At 68.5% G+C, this 17,487-nt stretch carries 19 protein-coding genes, 1 tRNA gene and 1 pseudogene; 19 read left to right on the plus strand and 2 right to left on the minus strand.

Annotated elements, in window-relative coordinates:
* The first annotated feature begins 113 nt into the window (after positions 1-113).
* The 7 genes from DNK54_RS00095 to DNK54_RS00125 all read left to right on the plus strand — a co-directional run bounded on the left by DNK54_RS00095 (position 114) and on the right by DNK54_RS00125 (position 7,168).
* The gene (locus DNK54_RS00095; RefSeq protein ID WP_162602240.1) at positions 114-1,283 is read left to right on the plus strand and encodes a nucleotidyltransferase family protein; all 1,170 of its coding nucleotides are present in this window, start codon (positions 114-116) and stop codon (positions 1,281-1,283) included.
* Entirely contained in the window at positions 1,280-2,965 is a 1,686-nt protein-coding gene (locus tag DNK54_RS00100) for an ATP-binding cassette domain-containing protein (protein ID WP_110204944.1), read from the plus strand. The genes DNK54_RS00095 and DNK54_RS00100 overlap by 4 nt, the downstream gene beginning before the upstream one ends.
* Positions 2,966-3,013: 48 nt before the next feature.
* Entirely contained in the window at positions 3,014-3,793 is a 780-nt protein-coding gene (locus DNK54_RS00105) for an enoyl-CoA hydratase/isomerase family protein (RefSeq protein ID WP_110204945.1), read from the plus strand.
* A 96-nt stretch (positions 3,794-3,889) separates the two neighbouring features.
* Complete coding sequence (locus DNK54_RS00110; protein ID WP_239459818.1) at positions 3,890-4,207, plus strand: hypothetical protein; 318 nt, start codon at positions 3,890-3,892, stop codon at positions 4,205-4,207.
* A 174-nt stretch (positions 4,208-4,381) separates the two neighbouring features.
* On the plus strand, positions 4,382-5,227 hold the full coding sequence (locus tag DNK54_RS00115) for a DUF6801 domain-containing protein (RefSeq protein ID WP_110204947.1): 846 nt from the start codon (positions 4,382-4,384) through the stop codon (positions 5,225-5,227).
* A 217-nt stretch (positions 5,228-5,444) separates the two neighbouring features.
* Complete coding sequence (locus DNK54_RS00120) at positions 5,445-6,215, plus strand: electron transfer flavoprotein subunit beta/FixA family protein (protein ID WP_239459825.1); 771 nt, start codon at positions 5,445-5,447, stop codon at positions 6,213-6,215.
* 11 nt (positions 6,216-6,226) lie between these two features.
* Complete coding sequence (locus DNK54_RS00125; RefSeq protein WP_110204949.1) at positions 6,227-7,168, plus strand: electron transfer flavoprotein subunit alpha/FixB family protein; 942 nt, start codon at positions 6,227-6,229, stop codon at positions 7,166-7,168.
* 71 nt (positions 7,169-7,239) lie between these two features.
* Here the strand turns inward: DNK54_RS00125 and DNK54_RS00130 are convergent, their stop codons facing one another.
* On the minus strand, positions 7,240-8,724 hold the full coding sequence (locus DNK54_RS00130; RefSeq protein WP_110204950.1) for a lysyl oxidase family protein: 1,485 nt from the start codon (positions 8,722-8,724) through the stop codon (positions 7,240-7,242).
* A gap of 120 nt (positions 8,725-8,844) precedes the next feature.
* Between DNK54_RS00130 and DNK54_RS00135 the strand changes: the two are divergent.
* The 10 genes and pseudogenes from DNK54_RS00135 to DNK54_RS00175 form a co-directional block, all read left to right on the plus strand.
* Positions 8,845-10,131, plus strand: a pseudogene (locus DNK54_RS00135) (glutamate-5-semialdehyde dehydrogenase); the annotation flags it as partial.
* Positions 10,132-10,178: 47 nt separating this feature from the next.
* On the plus strand, positions 10,179-10,328 hold the full coding sequence (locus DNK54_RS21210; protein WP_204164365.1) for a hypothetical protein: 150 nt from the start codon (positions 10,179-10,181) through the stop codon (positions 10,326-10,328).
* A gap of 21 nt (positions 10,329-10,349) precedes the next feature.
* Positions 10,350-10,970: a nicotinate-nucleotide adenylyltransferase gene (gene nadD / locus DNK54_RS00140; RefSeq protein WP_110204952.1), complete on the plus strand. Its 621-nt coding sequence runs from the start codon at positions 10,350-10,352 to the stop codon at positions 10,968-10,970.
* Complete coding sequence (gene rsfS / locus DNK54_RS00145; protein ID WP_110204953.1) at positions 10,967-11,341, plus strand: ribosome silencing factor; 375 nt, start codon at positions 10,967-10,969, stop codon at positions 11,339-11,341. The genes nadD and rsfS overlap by 4 nt, the downstream gene beginning before the upstream one ends.
* The gene (locus tag DNK54_RS00150) at positions 11,338-11,952 is read left to right on the plus strand and encodes a histidine phosphatase family protein (protein ID WP_162602241.1); all 615 of its coding nucleotides are present in this window, start codon (positions 11,338-11,340) and stop codon (positions 11,950-11,952) included. The genes rsfS and DNK54_RS00150 overlap by 4 nt, the downstream gene beginning before the upstream one ends.
* Before the next feature lie 92 nt (positions 11,953-12,044).
* Positions 12,045-12,117, plus strand: a tRNA-Ala gene (locus DNK54_RS00155).
* A 209-nt stretch (positions 12,118-12,326) separates the two neighbouring features.
* Positions 12,327-12,752 (plus strand): site-specific integrase, encoded by a 426-nt coding sequence (locus DNK54_RS00160; protein WP_162602242.1) that lies wholly within the window; start codon positions 12,327-12,329, stop codon positions 12,750-12,752.
* Complete coding sequence (locus DNK54_RS00165) at positions 12,748-13,302, plus strand: tyrosine-type recombinase/integrase (protein ID WP_239459907.1); 555 nt, start codon at positions 12,748-12,750, stop codon at positions 13,300-13,302. Before DNK54_RS00160 ends, DNK54_RS00165 begins: the two co-directional genes overlap by 5 nt.
* Before the next feature lie 202 nt (positions 13,303-13,504).
* Positions 13,505-13,870, plus strand: coding sequence for a type II toxin-antitoxin system RelE/ParE family toxin (locus tag DNK54_RS00170; RefSeq protein ID WP_110204957.1), 366 nt, complete (start codon positions 13,505-13,507; stop codon positions 13,868-13,870).
* Positions 13,845-14,192, plus strand: coding sequence for a helix-turn-helix domain-containing protein (locus DNK54_RS00175; protein WP_239459826.1), 348 nt, complete (start codon positions 13,845-13,847; stop codon positions 14,190-14,192). The genes DNK54_RS00170 and DNK54_RS00175 overlap by 26 nt, the downstream gene beginning before the upstream one ends.
* A 138-nt stretch (positions 14,193-14,330) precedes the next feature.
* Here DNK54_RS00175 and DNK54_RS00180 read toward each other — a convergent pair whose 3' ends face one another.
* A complete protein-coding gene (locus DNK54_RS00180; RefSeq protein ID WP_110204959.1) occupies positions 14,331-14,753 on the minus strand; it encodes a hypothetical protein in 423 nt (140 codons plus the stop codon).
* A gap of 216 nt (positions 14,754-14,969) precedes the next feature.
* Between DNK54_RS00180 and DNK54_RS00185 the strand changes: the two genes are divergently transcribed.
* Positions 14,970-16,877, plus strand: a complete 1,908-nt coding sequence (locus DNK54_RS00185) for an ATP-dependent nuclease (protein ID WP_162602243.1) — start codon at positions 14,970-14,972, stop codon at positions 16,875-16,877.
* A 153-nt stretch (positions 16,878-17,030) separates the two neighbouring features.
* On the plus strand, positions 17,031-17,192 hold the full coding sequence (locus tag DNK54_RS20975) for a hypothetical protein (protein ID WP_162602244.1): 162 nt from the start codon (positions 17,031-17,033) through the stop codon (positions 17,190-17,192).
* Positions 17,193-17,487 lie beyond the last annotated feature (295 nt).

Raw genomic sequence — 17,487 nt, forward strand, 5'->3', positions numbered from 1 at the left:
ACGTTGCTCCCACTAGCCGCGCAACGATGGCCCGAAGGTGTGGTTATGCACACACCGGGTAGTGGTCCAGACCAGCCCGGCCGGCTCTGTCGGCATCTCCTATCGTCCACGTCGTGACCGACGCCCGTATCGCTGTGGACCGGGTCCGGAGCCTGGTCCGGGCTGCCTTGGTGGACGGTCGCGCTCCTGAGGTCGCCCCGGTCTCGGATGAGGACCTGGTCTCGGCGATCCTCCGGCACAGGGTGGCGGAGGTCGTGCTCGGCGCGGCCGTCGAAGGGGAGTTGGCCACGCCGGTCCGGCAAGCGTTGCGGGCCGTCGCCCTCGCCGCTCGCCGAGACGCCACGGTGCAGGTGCTCGAGACCGGCCGGATCAGCCGACTGCTGACCGACGCCGGGCTGGCGCATCTCTGCATCAAAGGCCCTGCCCTGGCGGTGCAGACGACCGGTTCCACCTCCGCCCGCGGCGCGGGCGACATCGATCTGCTGGTCGCGCCCGAGGCGGTGCCCGAGGCGCATCGGCTTCTGGTCGGCGACGGCTGGGTGCTGCAGCCGGCCAACGCCGTCTCGCCCGGCACCTGGGCCTGGCGGCACGTGCTCCGGGCCTTCAACGAGCTGAGCTATCGCGGGCCCCGAGGCGCACTCGACCTGCACTGGCGGCTGGACCCTTCGCCGCACGGGCTCCCGGGGTTCGAGGAGGTCTGGGGGCGGCGGGTCACCGTCGATCTCTCCGGGGTCGGGGTGGCGACCCTCGGCCCGCAGGATGCGCTGGCGCACTCCTGCTTCAACGCCGCCAAGGACGGTCACCGGTGGCTGCGCAGCCTCGTCGACGTGCACCGGCTGGCGGCGCTTCCCGCGGTCTGGGACCGGGTCGGCAGCGGCTCGCTGAGCCGGCTGGAGCGGAGCAGCCTCGCGGTCACACGTGCAGCCATCGGACTGCCGGCCGGCGTGCCGACACCGATGCTGCGGCAGATCGACAGTGCGGCCATGGACGTCGCCGGCGCACTGCGCCGCCAGGCGGAGCCGACTGCCGCGCCCTTCCCGTTCCCCGGCGCCGAGAGCACCCGCCTGATGCGCCACCTGCTGCGGGCCGGTGGCCCCCGCGACCTCGGCCACGCGCTGCTCGCCACGGCCCTGCCGGTGCTGACCGTGGTCGGCATCGAGGACCGCACGGCATGGACCGGGGTGCCGCGGGTGATGGTCGGACGCGCTCGCCGGGGCGGTCGACGTACGGTTGCCTGGACGCGGCGGGTGCCCGGCGCCGGAGTAGCGGAGCTGCGCCGGTGACCCGGCAGCTCCGTGCCTGTCTGGGCGAGCTGACCCGCACGGTGGGCACGGGGCGGATGGTTCTCCTCGTCGGCCTGCAGGCGCTCGTCGCGGTGCTGGAGGCGGCGGGACTGCTGATGCTGGTGCCGGTCTTCGCCGCGCTGGACGGCGCTGCCCGCGTGAACCTGCCGGGTCTGACGGTCGAGCTGGGTCTGCCCGCGGCGTTCTGCATCGTCCTCGGGGTGGCGCTGCTCCGGGCGGGCTTCCAGTGGGCGGCGGCGACGCTGGCGACCGGCGTGCGCCTGGCCAGCATCGACCGGCTCCGGCTCGACCTGGTCGACGATCTCTATCGGGCCGACTGGCGCTGGTTGGCGACCGTACGCCGCAGCCACCTGGTCGGTCAGCTCACCACCGACGTCGAGCGTGCGCAGGCCGCGGTTGCGCTCGCGCTACGTCTGGTGGTCGGGGCGCTGGTGCTCTCGGCGACCGCCCTGGTCGCGGTCGTCGTGGCGCCGGCCGTCGGCGGCGCCGCGCTGGTCGCGGTCGCTCTGGTCGTGCTGGCGGCGTCGGGAACCACCCGCGGTGCTGGGCTTCTAGGGCGCCGGATGAGCGAGGAGATGGCCGGGCTGGCTGCGGCGCTCACCGACTCGCTGACCGCCGTCCGGGTGATGCGTGCCCATGGCGCCGAGTCTGCGTGGTCTCGGCTGGTGCGCACCGAGGCAGCCCGGGTGCGTCGGGTGCGCACCCGCTTCGTGGTGCGCAGCGCCGCGGTGAGTGCGATCCTCGGGGTGGCCGGCGTCGGCGCCGTCCTCTTGTTGATTCTGGTCGGTCGTCGCTCGGGTCTGAGCACACCGGAGCTCGCGACACTCGTCGTCGTCGCCATGCGGCTGCTTACCCAGGCCCAGGGGCTGGTGGGCGCAGCCCACGGGTTCGTCAACGACTATCCGGCTCTCGCCCGCCTGGTCGAGCTGGGCGAGGAGGTGCGTGCCCACCCCGAGCGAGCCGCGGAGGAGCCGCCTGCTACCACCGCGGAGGTGGTCGCGGAGCCTCCGCTGCTGGCCCTGCGCGGGGTGAGCGTCGGCCCGAGGGAGCAGCCGCGGCTGACCGATGTCGACCTGACCGTGGAAGCGGGAGGGACGGTTCTCGTCACCGGACCGAGCGGAGCTGGCAAGAGCACGCTGCTCGAGGTGGTGCTGGGTCTGCTGTCGCCCGATGCCGGCCGGCTCCTGGTGGACGGGCGTCCGCTAGCCGATCTTTCCGACTGGCGCGCCCGACTCGCCTACGTCCCGCAGCAGACGATCCTGGTGCCCGGTTCGGTCCGCGACAACCTCGCCTGGTCGCTGCAGCCGACCCGGCAGCTCAGTGACGAGCTTGCCTGGGCGGCGCTCGAGGACGCCTGCCTGGACGGGGTGGTACGCCGCCTGCCCGGGGGGCTCGACGCGCCGTTGGGTGAGCTCGCGGCGCTCTCCGGGGGAGAGCAGCAGCGGCTCTGTCTTGCCCGTGCGCTGGTCCGGGAGCCCGAGCTGCTGGTGCTCGACGAGGCCACCTCGGCGCTCGACCCGGCCACCGAGGCAGCTGTGCTCGGCCGCCTGCTGGACGGTCGTCGAGCCGTGCTGATGGTGTCGCACCGGAGCCCGGAGTCGCCGGGATGTGCCGTACTGCGCCTGGAGGCGGGCCGCAGCCTGGGCCAAGGTCGCCGCTGAGTAGGCTCGCGGAAGGATTTCGTCCCCGACGTCGAGGAGCGCAGCAGCATGGGTGAGTTCGTGAAGTTCGAGGTGGCCGACGGCGTCGCCACCATTCGGCTCGATCGGCCGAAGATGAACGCGCTCAGCCGCGCCGTCCAGGAGGAGCTGCGTGCCGCGGCCAAGGAGGCGACGCAGCGAGACGACGTGAAGGCGGTCGTCCTCTACGGCGGCGAGCGGGTCTTCGCGGCCGGCGCCGACGTCAAGGAGATGGCCACCATGTCGCACACCGACATGGTCAAGGAGTCCGGGGACCTGCAGTCGGCCTTCACCGCGATCGCCCAGATCCCCAAGCCGGTCGTCGCCGCGGTCACCGGCTACGCGCTCGGCGGTGGCTGTGAGCTCGCTCTCTGCGCAGACGTGCGCTTCGCAGCCGACAACGCGACCTTCGGTCAGCCCGAGATCCTGCTCGGCATCATTCCCGGCGCAGGTGGCACCCAGCGGCTCTCCCGTCTGGTCGGGCCGAGCAAGGCCAAGGACCTGATCTTCACCGGCCGCTTCGTGAAGGCCGACGAGGCGCTGCGGATCGGCCTGGCCGACCAGCTCTTCCCGGCCGACGAGGTCTACGACCGCGCGGTGGAGTGGGCCCGCCAGTTCGCCAACGCAGCGACCTACGCGCTCCGTGCCGCCAAGGAGTCGGTCGACCGCGGTCTCGAGGTCGACCTGGTCACGGGACTCGAGATCGAGCGCCAGCAGTTCGCGGCCCTCTTCGCGACCGAGGACCGCAGCATCGGCATGGAGTCCTTCGTCGAGAGCGGCCCGGGCAAGGCGCAGTTCGTCGGCCGCTGACGCAAGGCGTCGGCGGTTGTCGGTGGAAATCCGGCGCGGTGCCCGTCGGCCTGGATAGGGTGCGGCGGACGGCAACACGACAGGAGAGGCGGGGACGTGCGCAGGCAGATGGAGCTCGGCACCGTGCGAGTGCGGTTGGCCCAACTGGTGTGGGCGCTGTGCGCCCTCGCTGCCATGGTGCTCGCTCTCGGAGCACTGACCTACGCCCTCAAGGCGAACTCCGACAACGGTGCGGTGACCTTCATCCGCGACGCCGCGGGCGTGCTGGACCTGGGTGTCTTCAACCTGCACAACGGGGTGAAGGAGTTCTCCGGCGAGGCCGCGGACACCAAGAACGCGCTCTTCAACTGGGGCCTCGCCGCCATCGTCTGGCTGATCATCGGCCGGATCGCCGACCGGCTGCTCCGTCCTTGAGACGCTCCGAGCCGACCTGGACATCTGACCGAATCGCCGGTGTGATCTCTGGCATATACGAGGCTTTCGTGATCTAGTTACCGATGGGTCACGAGAGGTTGGTCTCGGCAGGAGACCGCTCGGCGACCTCGTCGACGCTCGTCGTCGTCGATTGATTTGGGAGGATCAATCCGTATGACCAAGCCCCACGCCCAGGTACGCCGCCTCGCCGTCGGAGGCGCAGCCGCAGCGCTCTCCGTCGCCACGCTCGCGGTGACCAGCCCGGCGTCCGCCGACAGCGCGTCGCTGAACTACACCTGCGAGCGCCCCCTCGGCAGCTCCAACCTGACCGCGAGCTTCGCGGCGCCCGCCACCGTCCCGGTCGGTGGCTCGGCCGCCGTCACCACCACCGTCGTGGTCCCCGAAGACCTCGCCGGCCTGCTGGCCAGCGTCGGCGTCGCGACGGTCGAGGGCAGCGCTGTCGGCAAGGCGACCGTCAACGGTCTGCCGCTCGATGTCCCGCAGGTCATCCCGGTGACCAGCGTCCCGGCCGCAGGGTCGATGACTGTCAAGGCTTCCGGCAAGCTCGCGGTTCCGGTGACGCTCCCGGTGGGCACCGAGCTCGCCGTCACGGCCGGTGACTTCACCGTGGACCTGGACGGCAAGACGGCCGACGGCCAGCCGTCGCTGCTCAGCCCGTACGCCATCTCCTGCGTGCAGGACCCGGAGCAGAACAACGAGGTCGGCACCGTCACCGTGGTGAAGGCCGGCTCCAAGAGCAAGGTCTCGGCCAAGGGGGCCAAGAAGAAGGCGACCATCACCGTCAAGGTGAAGTCGACCACCACCGTCGCCGCGACGGGCAAGGTGAAGGTCAGCCTCAAGGGGCCGAAGAAGGTCACCAAGACCGCGAAGATCAAGAACGGCGTCGCCAAGGTGACCGTCAAGAAGCTCAAGAAGGGCAAGTACAAGATCGCCACCAAGTACGCCGGTGACAAGAACGTCACGGGCTCGAACGGCAAGGGCTCCGTCAAGGTGAAGTGAGCTCGAGCAACCGCTCAGCATCGCCGTAGCGACGACCCCGTCCGGTGCCACCGGGCGGGGTCGTCGTCACTCTTGTGACCTACCACACCGTGGTCTCTGTTCCGTGCGATGTGAACTTCCCGGTAGCCTCACGATGCTGGCCGCACTGCGGCTCAGGAACCGACTGCACACAGGAGGGGCCGTCCAGGCCACAACCACCATGAACATTGTTGTCTGCGTGAAGCACGTGCCCGACGCCACCGCCGACCGGCGGTTCGAGTCGGACAACACCGTTGACCGGGTCGGCGTCGACGGGCTCCTCTCGGAGCTCGACGAATACGCCGTTGAGCAGGCTCTCCAGATCAAGGAGAAGCTGGGCGACGACAGCGAGGTGACCGCTCTCTGCATCGGTCCCGAGGGTGCGGTCGACGCCGTGCGCAAGGCGCTGCAGATGGGCGCCGACAAGGGCGTCATCGTCACCGACGAGGCGATTGCCGGATCCGACGCCCCCGCCACCTCGCTGGTGCTCGCCGAGGCGATCAAGAAGATCGGCACGCCTGACCTCGTGGTGTGCGGCATGGCCTCCACCGACGCCGGCATGAGCGTCGTCCCGGCGATGCTGGCCGAGCGCCTCGGCCTGCCCCAGGTCACCTTCGCCTCGGTCATCGAGACCCAGGGCGACCAGATCCGCGTCAAGCGTGACGGCGACGCCGCGACCGAGGTCATCGGCGCGACCCTGCCGGTGGTCCTGTCGGTCACCGACCAGACCGGCGAGGCCCGTTACCCGTCCTTCAAGGGCATCATGGCCGCGAAGAAGAAGCCGCTCGACACCTGGGCGCTGGGCGACCTGGGCGTCGACGCCGGCCAGGTCGGCTTGAGCGTCGCGTGGAGCGAGGTCGAGGAGACCACCGCCCGCCCGCCGCGTACCGCCGGCGAGATCGTCAAGGACGAGGACGGCTCGGGCGCCCAGGCGCTCGCCGGCTTCCTCGCGTCCAAGAAGTTCATCTGAGGAGTCTGAACATGGCTGAAATTCTGGTTCTGGTTGACCACGTCGACGGCGCGGTCAAGAAGCCGACCCTCGAGCTCCTCACCATCGCCCGCCGCCTCGGCGAGCCGTCCGCGGTCTTCATCGGCTCGGGCGACGCCCCGGCCGAGGCGTTGGCCAAGTTCGGTGCCGAGAAGGTCTACGCGGTCGACGACGCGCAGATCAAGGGCTACCTGGTCGCGCCCAAGGCCGAGGTGCTGCAGCAGTTGGTCGAGAAGACCTCTGCCGGCGCGGTGCTCATCCCGTCCTCCGCGGAGGGCAAGGAGATCGCGGCTCGCCTGGCGATCAAGATCGACTCCGGTCTGATCACCGACGCGGTCGACGTACAGGCCGGTCCGGTCACGACGCAAAGCGTCTTCGCCGGCTCCTACACGGTGCAGGCGAAGGTTACCAAGGGCACGCCCATCATCACGGTCAAGCCCAACTCGGCAGCTCCCGAGGAGGCGGCCGGCGCGGGTGCCGTCGAGGCGTTCGCCCCGACGATCTCCGACGCTGCCAAGGCTGCGCAGATCGTGGCCTCCCAGCCGCGGCAGTCGACCGGTCGCCCGGAGCTGACCGAGGCCGCCATCGTGGTCTCCGGTGGTCGTGGCACCGGTGGTGACTTCAGCGCCGTCGAGGCCCTCGCGGACTCGCTCGGTGCCGCCGTCGGCGCCTCGCGTGCCGCCGTCGACTCCGGTTGGAAGCCCCACACCTTCCAGGTCGGCCAGACCGGCAAGACGGTGTCTCCGCAGCTCTACGTCGCCAACGGCATCTCCGGCGCGATCCAGCACCGCGCCGGCATGCAGACCTCCAAGACCATCGTCGCGGTCAACAAGGACGAGGAGGCGCCAATCTTCGAGCTGGTCGACTTCGGCGTGGTGGGCGACCTGCACACCGTCCTCCCGGCGTTGACCGAGGAGATCAACAAGCGCAAGTGACGCGCCTGCAGCACTGAAGACGAACGCCGCGGTCCCGAGGGGGATCGCGGCGTTCGCCTTTCTGCCAGGGCTCAGTGCTCCTCGTCGTACCCGTAGCCGGAGTCATCGATGACGCCGACCTGGAAGACCTTCAGCTTGCGCTTGGTGGGCGTGCCGCTGAGCTTGATCTTGCGGAGCGCGACGTTGTTGCTGGTGTCCGACTCCGCCAGGTTGCGGTCCGGGTTGCCCTCCACGGAGATGTAGTAGATCCCGTTGGGAAGGTTGTCGATCCGGAACGCCTGTCCAGCGCGGAACTGGGCGTAGGTGTCGCCCGAGCCGGCCGCCAGGACCTCGCGCAGAGAGACGGTCGACCGGTCACCGCACGAGGTGTGCAGGTCGGTGTTCTCCGGCTTCCAGTCGGCACCGTCGACGGTGTAGTCGACCGCATCGGTGTTGGCGAGGCAGAAGGACTCCTTGCGTGAGCGCACGGCCGCGGTCTGGTCCGCCCGCAACAGCGTGTAGCGGGCGAAGTCCTCGAAGTGCCAGTGGTTGTGGCTCTTCGCCTTGTGCCAGATCATCGTGCCGACGCGTTGGTAGCCGGTCTGGTTGCCGTCGCCGTCGATGAAGTACTGGTAGGCGTCCATGATGTCCTGCGAGCCGCGGCGGAACCCGTCGACGAGCATCGGACTGTTGCCCGCGTTCCACACGGTCGCCGAGAAGCGCAGGTACTTGTTGTTGGGGGAGAGCTGCATCCCGTACGCCGGCAGCGAGCGGAGGTCCGGCAGCGGGCCGGCGGGCGCCCCCTCGGCGTCCTTGGTCGGGCGGGCGGCAGCAGGACGGGCCACAGGCTCGGTGCCCTGGCGGGCCTGGCTGCGTCGCTGGGCACGTCGGTACTCCATGTCGCTCTCACGCTTCACCACCAGTCGGTAGGAGTGGGTCGCGTCCGTCGGGGCGATGTGCAGCGCGCTGGCCCACTTCGGAGCGATCGAGGCGGTGACGTCGTACTTGCCCTTGCCGACCTTGAGCGCGCCCAGGCTCTCGGAGTAGTTGCTCATCCAGCCGCGCTGGATGCCCTGCACGGAGCCGATGGTGAACGGGTTGACCGGGCAGGAATCCGGGTACGGCGACCGGAGCGGGGCGTCGGGCGTGGTGCGCTGGGTGTTCCACGAGTTCAGGCACATGCTCATCCGCTTGGTGAGCACCGGCGTGCCGTCCTTGCGGGTCACGGTGATCTTGACGAACTTGTCGAGGCGGTCCCAGCGGTCCTGCAGTCCGGCCGGCAGGGTGACGTCGCCGTCGGGGGACCGCCAGACGGTGGTCATCGGGCTGTCCCAGTCAGGGCGGTGGGTACGCAGCTCGAAGGGAGCGTCGGGGGCGGCCAGGTTGATGCCGAAGTCGCCATAGGCCCGCTTGCCCTTGCCGTAGGTGTAGGCCACCACCTTGTTGGGTCCGGTGAGCACCAGCGGCGAGCTCTCGGGTGCAGCAGCGGCGACCGGCGCGCTGGCGGTCGTGACCGCACCGGGGAGCACGAGCCCGAGCCCGGCGAGTGCGGCGGTGGTGAGTCCGAGACGTTTCACGCTTCCTCCTCATGTGAGTGGGGGCGAAGGAGCCCCTCTAGATAGACGAGCGAGAGGTGCAGCCGGTTGCCTCGCTGGGCCAGCTGATTTCGGAGGGGCGCGCACACCGGTGAGACACCGGTCCCACACCGGAGCCGCGTGACTACGCTGGGCCGCATGAGTACCGAACAGGACGTCGTCGACGCAGCCCGGCGGGCGCGCACCGCCAGCCACGCCCTCGCCCTGGCGACGCGGGCCACGAAGGATGCCGCACTGCGTGCGATGGCCGATGCTCTGGTCGAGGCCGCACCGCAGGTGCTGGCGGCCAACGCCGACGATGTACGGCGGGCCGAGGAGGCGGGCACCGGCGCCCACATGATCGACCGGCTGCGCCTCGACGAGGCCCGCATCGAGGGGATGGCCCAAGGGCTCCGCGATGTCGCCGGCCTGCCGGACCCCGTGGGTGACGTGGTGCGAGGCAGCACGCTTGCCAACGGCCTGGAGATGCGTCAGGTACGCGTGCCGTTCGGCGTGATCGGCATGATCTACGAGGCGCGGCCCAACGTGACCGCCGACGCAGCCGGCATCTGCCTCAAGTCGGGCAACGCGGTGCTGCTGCGCGGCAGCTCGAGTGCGAAGTCGAGCAACACCGCCATCGTCGAGGTGCTGCGCGCAGCCGTGAGCTCGGCCGGTCTGCCTGCCGACGGCGTCCAGCTGGTGCCGGGCGACAGCCACGACTCCGTGAAGCACCTGATGCGCGCTCGGGGCCTGGTCGACGTGCTCATTCCGCGCGGCGGTGCCGGGCTGATCCGCAGCGTCGTGGAGGAGTCCACGGTGCCGGTGATCGAGACCGGCACCGGCAACTGTCATGTCTACGTCGACGCCGGGGCGGACTTCGAGAAGGCGCTGGCGATCGTGATGAACTCCAAGACGCACCGCACCAGCGTCTGCAACTCCGCGGAGTCGCTGCTCGTGCACTCCGCGATCGCCGACGAGTTCCTGCCGACCGTCATCGAGGCGCTGCAGGAGGCCGGTGTCGAGATCCACGGCGACGAGCGGTTCGGTGAGTACGACGGCATCACGCCGGTCGACGACGACGCCTACGCGGCGGAGTTCCTGAGCATGGAGATCTCGGCGAAGGTGGTGGCTGACATCGACGAGGCGATCGCGCACATCCGCGAGTTCAGCACCCAGCACACCGACGCCATCGTCACCGAGGACCAGTCGGCGGCACGCCGCTTCGTCGCCGAGGTCGACTCGGCCGCGGTGCTGGTCAACGCCTCGACGCGCTTCACCGACGGCGGCGAGTTCGGCTTCGGTGCCGAGATCGGGATCAGCACCCAGAAGCTCCATGCCCGGGGGCCGATGGGGCTGCAGGAGATGACCAGCACCAAGTACGTCGTGACCGGTGACGGTCACATCCGCTGACAGCCCGCTGGCCACCGTCACCCTCACCATCAACTAGGATCTGGAACATGTCGCTCACCTCTCTCGTTATCACCGCGTCCGAGGCCAACGGCGAGGCGGCGGTGAACCCCTTCGTCATCGGTGGCATCGCCCTCGGCCTCCTGCTGTTCGCGCTGGTCGCGCTGATGATGTTCGGCGCTGGGCGTGAGCACAGCTGACGGACGGCGCGTGGTGCTCCGGTGAGTGACCGGAGGCCCGGACGTCGACGGGTCGGCGTGATGGGGGGCACCTTCGACCCGATCCACCACGGCCACCTGGTCGCGGCGAGCGAGGTGCAGGCCTGGTTCGACCTCGACGAGGTCATCTTCGTGCCGACCGGCGCGCCGTGGCAGAAGGCAGACCGTGAGGTCTCGCCGGCCGAGCATCGCTACCTGATGACGGTGATCGCGACTGCGGCGAACCCTCGCTTCAGCGTGTCGCGGGTCGACATCGATCGGGCGGGGCCGACGTACACGATCGACACGTTGCGGGACCTGCAGGCGCAGGATCCCGACGCCGAGCTCTACTTCATCACCGGGGCAGACGCACTCGCCAACATCTTCACGTGGCGAGACGCGCCGGAGCTCTTCGAGCTGGCCCACTTCGTGGGCTGCACCCGGCCCGGCTACGAGATGGACCCGTCGATGCTCGTCGACATCCCCTCGGCCCGGGTCACCCTCGTCGAGATTCCGGCCCTGGCCATCTCCTCCACCGAATGCCGCAAGCGCAAGCAACGTGGCGAGCCGGTCTGGTACCTGGTGCCGGACGGGGTGGTCCAGTACATCGCCAAGCACGACATCTATCCAGCGGAGACCGCATGACCGCCACCGAGCAAGCACTTTCCCGTATTCGCGTCGCCGCGCTGGCGGCCGCCGACAAGCTCGCGCAGCAGATCGTCGCCTTCGACGTCTCCGAGCAACTGGCGATCACCGATGCCTTCCTGCTCGCCTCCGCGGGCAACGACCGGCAGGTACGCGCGATCGTCGACGAGATCGAGGACAAGCTCCGCGAGGTCGACGCCAAGCCGATCCGGCGCGAGGGCCACAAGGACGGACGCTGGGTGCTGCTCGACTACGGCGACGTCGTGGTGCACGTGCAGCACGAGGAGGAGCGCGCCTTCTACGCGCTGGAGCGGCTGTGGAGCGACTGCCCGGCGATCGAGCTGCCCGCCGAGGCGCGCGGCGAGCGGTGAGGCGGCGCCTGGTCCTGCTGCGCCACGGCCAGACGTCGTGGAACCTGCAGCGTCGCGGGCAGGGGCACGTCGACATCCCGCTCGACGAGGTGGGCATCGCGCAGGCGCGGGCCGCGGCCCCCTGGGCGGCTGGGTTCGACCCGGTGGCCGTCTGGTCCTCCGACCTCTCCCGCGCCCGGGTGACCGCCGAGTACGCCGCGGCGGAGCTCGGGCTGGCCGTGCGCGTCGACGCGCGGCTGCGTGAGTTCAACCTGGGCGAGAGAGCCGGGCTGGCGCTGCCCGACTACCAGGCCCAGCATCCCGAGGAGTACGCGCGGTTCGCCCGTGGCGACTTCCGGGACGTCCCCGGAGCCGAGCAGGTCCCCGACGTCGCCAAGCGGATGTGCGATGTGCTGGGGGATGCGGGTGAAGCCTTGGGGGAGGGAGACGCCGCGCTGGTGGTCTCGCACGGCTCCGCCATCAAGGCCGCGGTGCTCGCCATGCTGGGCCTGCCGGTCGAGCTCAAGACGCTCGCCGGCCTGCCCAACTGCGGTGCCGCCGTACTGGAGGAGTCGGAGGCGGCGCCGGCCGGCTGGCACCTCGCAGGCTACGGCCTGCAAGCGCCTGTCTGAGGTCGCTCGCCCCGCCCCCGATTTCGCATCTGCCGGGCGACATGGTTAGTATTCTCGACGTTGCCGACGCCGGAGACGGGGTCGAAGACGATGGGGCTGTGGCGCAGCTGGTAGCGCATCTGCATGGCATGCAGAGGGTCAGGGGTTCGAGTCCCCTCAGCTCCACCCAACGTGCAGGTCAAACAGCCGTGAGTGAGCCCAACTGAGAGGGCCAGCTCATGGCTGTTGTCCATTTACTGCATCTTTCTGGGACACACCGCCGGCGCCCGCACCCCTCCGGACCGGATCCCGCCCCGGCCGCGACAGCGGCGCCGACGTCGCGGACACCACCTGCCGACCGAGCAGCCGGTGGTCCCGACTGCTACAACCACGCGATGACCCCCTCCCACCCGCTCGACCCGACCACGGCCGGGGACGGCCTCACCGACGCCGACATCACCAGGATCACCGCCGCCCTGGACGCCGCCATCGCCCCCTCTACCCGGGCGGTCTACCTCTCCGCATGGCGCCGCTGGAACCGGTGGTGCACCGAACACGGCCACAACCCGCTACCCGCCACACCCGCGGCGGTGTGCGCCTACCTCACCCAGCGAGTCGAGCAGGGCCTGTCCACCGCTAGCATCGACCTCACCTGCTCCTCGCTCTCCTTCCACCACCGCCAAGCCGGCTACACCGACCCGATCACCCACGCGGCCGTCCGCCAGGTCCGCGCCGGCATCCGCCGCACCCTGGGCACCGCACCCCGCCGCCCAGCACGCCCTCGACGTCGCCGACCTGCGCCGGATCCTGGCCGCCATTGACCGCACCAGCCTCACCGGCGCCCGCGACGCCGACATCATCTTGATCGACTTCGCCTCCGCGCTACGACGCTCCGAACTCGCCGCCCTCACGCTGGCCGACCTCGACATCCGCCCCCACGGACTGCTGCTGACCGCCCGCCGATCCAAGACCGACCAAGAAGGACGCGGCCACGTCGTCGGCGTCGTCCACGGCCAGCACGCCGCCACCGACCCGATCGCCGCCCTCCACCACTCGCTCAACCGCCGCGGCCACACCCCCGGACCACTGTTCGTCAACCTCCGCACCGGCCACCTCACCCACGACCCGATCCACGGGGACGGCATCGCCCGGATGCTCAAACGCCGCGCCACCGCCGCCGGCCTCAGCGCTGAGCGGATCACCGGCCACTCCCTGCGCTCCGGACACGCCACCACCGCCGCCCTGGCCGGCGTCAGCATCGAGAAGATCGCCGCCCAAACCCGCCACCGACACCTGTCCACGCTCCTGGAACGCTACATCCGCCCCATCGACGCGCTGCAGCACACCACCAGCGGCGACCTCGGCCTCTGAGGCCCGACGGGACAGCGGCCGGCACGGGGCACCCGTTTCGCGTCCGCCCGGCTAACAGCGCGACCAGACAACACACACCACGTGCGCCGCCTCGCGAGAAAAGACTCACGCGGCAAGGTGCCGACCAGATCTCGGCGATGGTCACACCACAACAGCCGAATACAACGTTGACGTTGTATAACGTTGGAGTTATGATCGTCGTGTGTCTTGGGAAGTGATCCTGCTCGATGAAGTGGAGGAGTGGTTCCTCCGCCTCGCTGAACGGGAGGCCGGCCAAGTCGACGCAGTGACAGCCGCAATCGACATGCTTGCCGTAAACGGACCAACGTTGGGGCGACCGATAGTTGATCGCGTCAAGGGGTCGAGGCGGCACAACATGAAGGAACTGCGACCGTCGGCGACGAGTATCCGAATCCTGTTCATCTTCGACCCGGCACGAAGCGCGGTTCTGCTGGTTGCCGGCGACAAGGCTGGCGATTGGAAGGGCTGGTACGACGACAACATCCCGGTAGCCGAGAAGCGGTTCAACGCGTGGCTGGCCGGTGACTACGACGAGGAGGTCGACTGACATGGCTCGAAACTGGACTGAGGTTCGTCGCGACGCCGCTGAGGCTGGTCTCATCGATGAGCAGCGCGTTGAGAACGCCCGCAGGGAGATGGCTGGCGAGGTGCGCGCGTTCCGCCTGGCCGAGATCCGTAAGGGCCAGCACGTCTCGCAGAAGGCGCTCGCCGCCGGCATGCGTGTCTCCCAAGCTCGTGTATCAACCATCGAACGCGGCGAACTCAGTCGCACAGAACTGGGAACCCTGCAGGCCTACGTCGAGGCACTCGGAGGCCACCTGAAGATCGTCGCCGACTTCGGCGACGAGACCCTCGTAGTACGCGACTGAGCACTCCCACCACGCCCAGCCGAGCCCAGCGACACAGCAGCGGGACAACGCCGTTGACGTCGCTCGATGGATCACCCCGCTCATTCGCGGTGGTAGGACGCAGCTTCCGGACCGCCCAGGCAGCGACTAGTTGGTGCGTCAGGCCAGGTCCTCAAACGACTCTTCCCCGGGCCTCCAGCACATCCAGGCTTGGTCCTCGAAACCGGTCAGGAGGGCGATCTCCGGACCAGTCAGTGCTTCCCTGTCGGGATGCAACGCGATCGCCCCGGTCGGGAACTCGAGGCGCAGTCCTGTCCCTGTCGCCTCACACGTGCGTTGCACCAGGTCAGGGATCAGGGCACGGAGTGCGTCCGCGTAGCCCAGGTCGCCATCCGAGAACACTTGCCCGCCTGCCGTTTCTACTGTTGGCATCGCGTCGCAGTTCAGGATGGGCATGTCTTCTCCGAGGCCATCGAACCGCAGTTGGACGTAGTCGTGAACAAACTGCACCGAGAACAATCGCGCCCCTACGAGCCTCCCCAGGAGGTCGTTCGGGATGTAGGTCGGCGGATCAAGGGACATGTGCTCATGGTGCCGTACGAAGTGTCAGCGTTTCCTCAGATCCGCGCGTCCCGCACGCGGCGGATCGACGCACTCTCCAAGCCGCACGGGCCACGGCAAGGTGGCTTTCAGGTAGCCGTCATATCTCCACTGGCCGGGTCGTTTCGGTCTGGTCTCCCCCAAGTGTCGGATGTTCCGGGCAGGATGACGTCACCACCCCTCCCGTCTGGAGTCAACTTGAGGATCAAGGCAGTCGAGATTGAGAACTTCCGCTCCGCAAAGCACTTGGTTTGCGACTTCGGAGCGGTTACCTCGCTGATCGGACCGAACGGCGCAGGCAAGTCGAACATCTTGCGTGCCTTGGACTGGTTCTTCAATGGGATCAAGGACTCTCTCTCGGCCGACGATGTGCACCGCGGAGCTGTCGACGACCACGAGACTGGGCCACGGATTCGAGTCAGGGTTGACTTCGAGGACCTCACCGACGAAGACCGCGAGGCGCTTGGGCCCCGCTACTGTCCGGATGCGGGAACTACCACGTTCACTGCATGGCGCAGTTGGCAGAACGGGGGAGATAAGATCACGGCGAAGGCATTCGCGTATCCCGCATTCGAAGCGGTACGGGCCTGTACTTCAGCCGGCGACAAGCGCGCCGCATACAACGAGGTTCGAGCAGGAGATCCGACGCTGGGACTCCCGTCATGCAGTTCGGCTGCTGCGGTAGAAGACGCGATGAACGCGTGGGAGCGCGACCATCCGGACTTGCTGGCCGAGGCCGAGGTGTCCGATACGCACTTCTTCGGCATCGGCGGACAGGGAAAGCTCGGTGAGCTGTTCGATTTCGTCTTCGTGTCAGCGGACCTACGCGCGACGGAAGAGACGTCGTCTGCGCGCGACTCGCTAATCAGCAGGATCTTGCAGCGCGCGGTGATGAGGGACAGCTTCGACACCGCAACCGCCGCTCTCGCCGCTGAGTTCGCCAGAAAGTACGACGAACTCGCAGACGAGCATCTCAGCGAGCAACTCGGCGACCTTGCCGCGGAGCTCTCCACCGAGATCAGCAACTACAGCCTCGGACGCTCGATACATCTCCGCCAAGGCCAAGCGCAGATGAAGCCGACACCCGCTGCCGTCATGGTTCAGGTTGCCGAGCTATCGACCGAGACACCCGTCAATCTCCAGGGACATGGCTTCCAGCGGACGCTGCTGCTGGCGGCGCTTACTGTCCTGTCCCGGCGCAAGCGCGCGGCGCAAGGCGCCGGTCAGATGTTTCTTGCGATCGAAGAGCCAGAACTGTTTCAGCACCCCACGCAAGCTCGCGCATTCGCCTCGGTCTTGCGCAGCATCGCGACCGATCGTGAGCAGAAGACGCAGGTCGCCTACGCCACGCATAGCCCGCACTTCGTGCACCCTGCCTACTTCGATGAGGTGCGCCGCATCTCAACGGTCAGGGCGACCGGCTCGGACTACACGTATGCGCGAGTCACTCAAGCTACCGTCGACGGTGCCGAGCAGGCCCTGGCAGGCTTTCTCGCGGCGAAAACACTGGCCAGACGATGGGATCAAGTCTGTCTCAAGTATCTTCCCGAGGCTCTCTTTGCTGAGGGGGTGATCCTCGTCGAAGGCGACGAGGACGCCGCCATACTTGAGGGGGTAGGCGGTCGCGTCAACGACCTCGCCGTCAGCGGCTATTGCGTCGCGCCGGTCAGCGGGAAGTCGAACATGTACATCCCGTTCGCAATCTTGAAACTCCTCGGCGTTCCGACGTTGATGGTGGTTGACAACGACTCCGGTTGTGCTGAACGCATGAGGAAGATCGGCAGGCCGGAGGACAAGGTCGCGGAAGCGGTGGAGGCCAACAAGGCGAGCAACCGGAAGCTATGCCGGTTTGTCGGTGCCAATGAGGAGGACTACCCGACAGGGTCGGTCGGCGCCAACCTGGTGTTCGTGCCGGACACCCTTGAAACGCTTCTAGCGAGTGAGTTGCCAGGGTGGGATCTCACGCGGAAAGAAGTGATCGAGCAGGGCCGTGGAGTCGAGGGTAAGAACGCAGCCACCTACGCGTTGGCTGCGCGGGAGTGCCAAGGCGAGCCCGGAGAGCACCTTGCTCGCATCCTGAATTTCTGCTCGCCAGCGGCCGCCTAGCCGGGGCGATTGGCGATGGCGCGCAGACCCCGCCAGTCAGCCCGGAGGGTTGAAGTCAGCCCACCCGCTGGGGATTGTTCGGGCCGACCGATTGCCCCGCGACGTGCCAGAACGGTTTGAGCGAGACGAGCGGGCGCCCTTTCGCTTGCTTGAATGGCTGTGCCTGAAGCCGATGCGGTCTTCATTGCGAAACTCGCCCAAGTAGTTGCCGTCAGGGCTGAAGATGAGACCTTCGTCGGTGATGTGCCCAAGGTAGAGCCCCTGCCGATTCCAGATGTGCCCGCCGTCGATCTTGTATGGCACACCACCAAGTGAGTACGCGACATCCATGAACCGCACCATACGACCGACCACCGACAGCCAGAATGGTTGACGTCAGCCGCGGCCCGAGGAAGGATTCTGTCACTCCGATCGACCACGGCGGTGCACCGCGTGATTTGGTGGGCGCGTCAACATCACGTCTATCTGGGTGAAGTGACCACCCCGACGTCCCCTTCCATGCTGAGGTGTGCGCCGAGGTTTTCGTCGGTCCGGGATGGTGTCCTGCCGCGGTCGCGTCGCGATGGCGCGCGGATCCGCGCGGCGGTGAGAGCAGTGGCCGTCTCGGCAA

The organism is Nocardioides daejeonensis, from assembly GCF_003194585.1.
In the GTDB taxonomy this organism is placed as follows: Bacteria; Actinomycetota; Actinomycetes; order Propionibacteriales; family Nocardioidaceae; genus Nocardioides; species Nocardioides daejeonensis.

Bases quoted from the DNA above. Each gene is read 5' to 3' on its own strand.
- DNK54_RS00160 (WP_162602242.1), top strand. From the start codon at position 12,327: ATGACCCCCTCCCACCCGCTCGACCCGACCACGGCCGGGGACGGCCTC.
- DNK54_RS00115 (WP_110204947.1), top strand. From the start codon at position 4,382: ATGACCAAGCCCCACGCCCAGGTACGCCGCCTCGCCGTCGGAGGCGCA.
- DNK54_RS00105 (WP_110204945.1), top strand. From the start codon at position 3,014: ATGGGTGAGTTCGTGAAGTTCGAGGTGGCCGACGGCGTCGCCACCATT.
- DNK54_RS00180 (WP_110204959.1), bottom strand. From the start codon at position 14,753: ATGTCCCTTGATCCGCCGACCTACATCCCGAACGACCTCCTGGGGAGG.
- rsfS (WP_110204953.1), top strand. From the start codon at position 10,967: ATGACCGCCACCGAGCAAGCACTTTCCCGTATTCGCGTCGCCGCGCTG.
- DNK54_RS21210 (WP_204164365.1), top strand. From the start codon at position 10,179: ATGTCGCTCACCTCTCTCGTTATCACCGCGTCCGAGGCCAACGGCGAG.
- DNK54_RS20975 (WP_162602244.1), top strand. From the start codon at position 17,031: ATGGCTGTGCCTGAAGCCGATGCGGTCTTCATTGCGAAACTCGCCCAA.
- DNK54_RS00125 (WP_110204949.1), top strand. From the start codon at position 6,227: ATGGCTGAAATTCTGGTTCTGGTTGACCACGTCGACGGCGCGGTCAAG.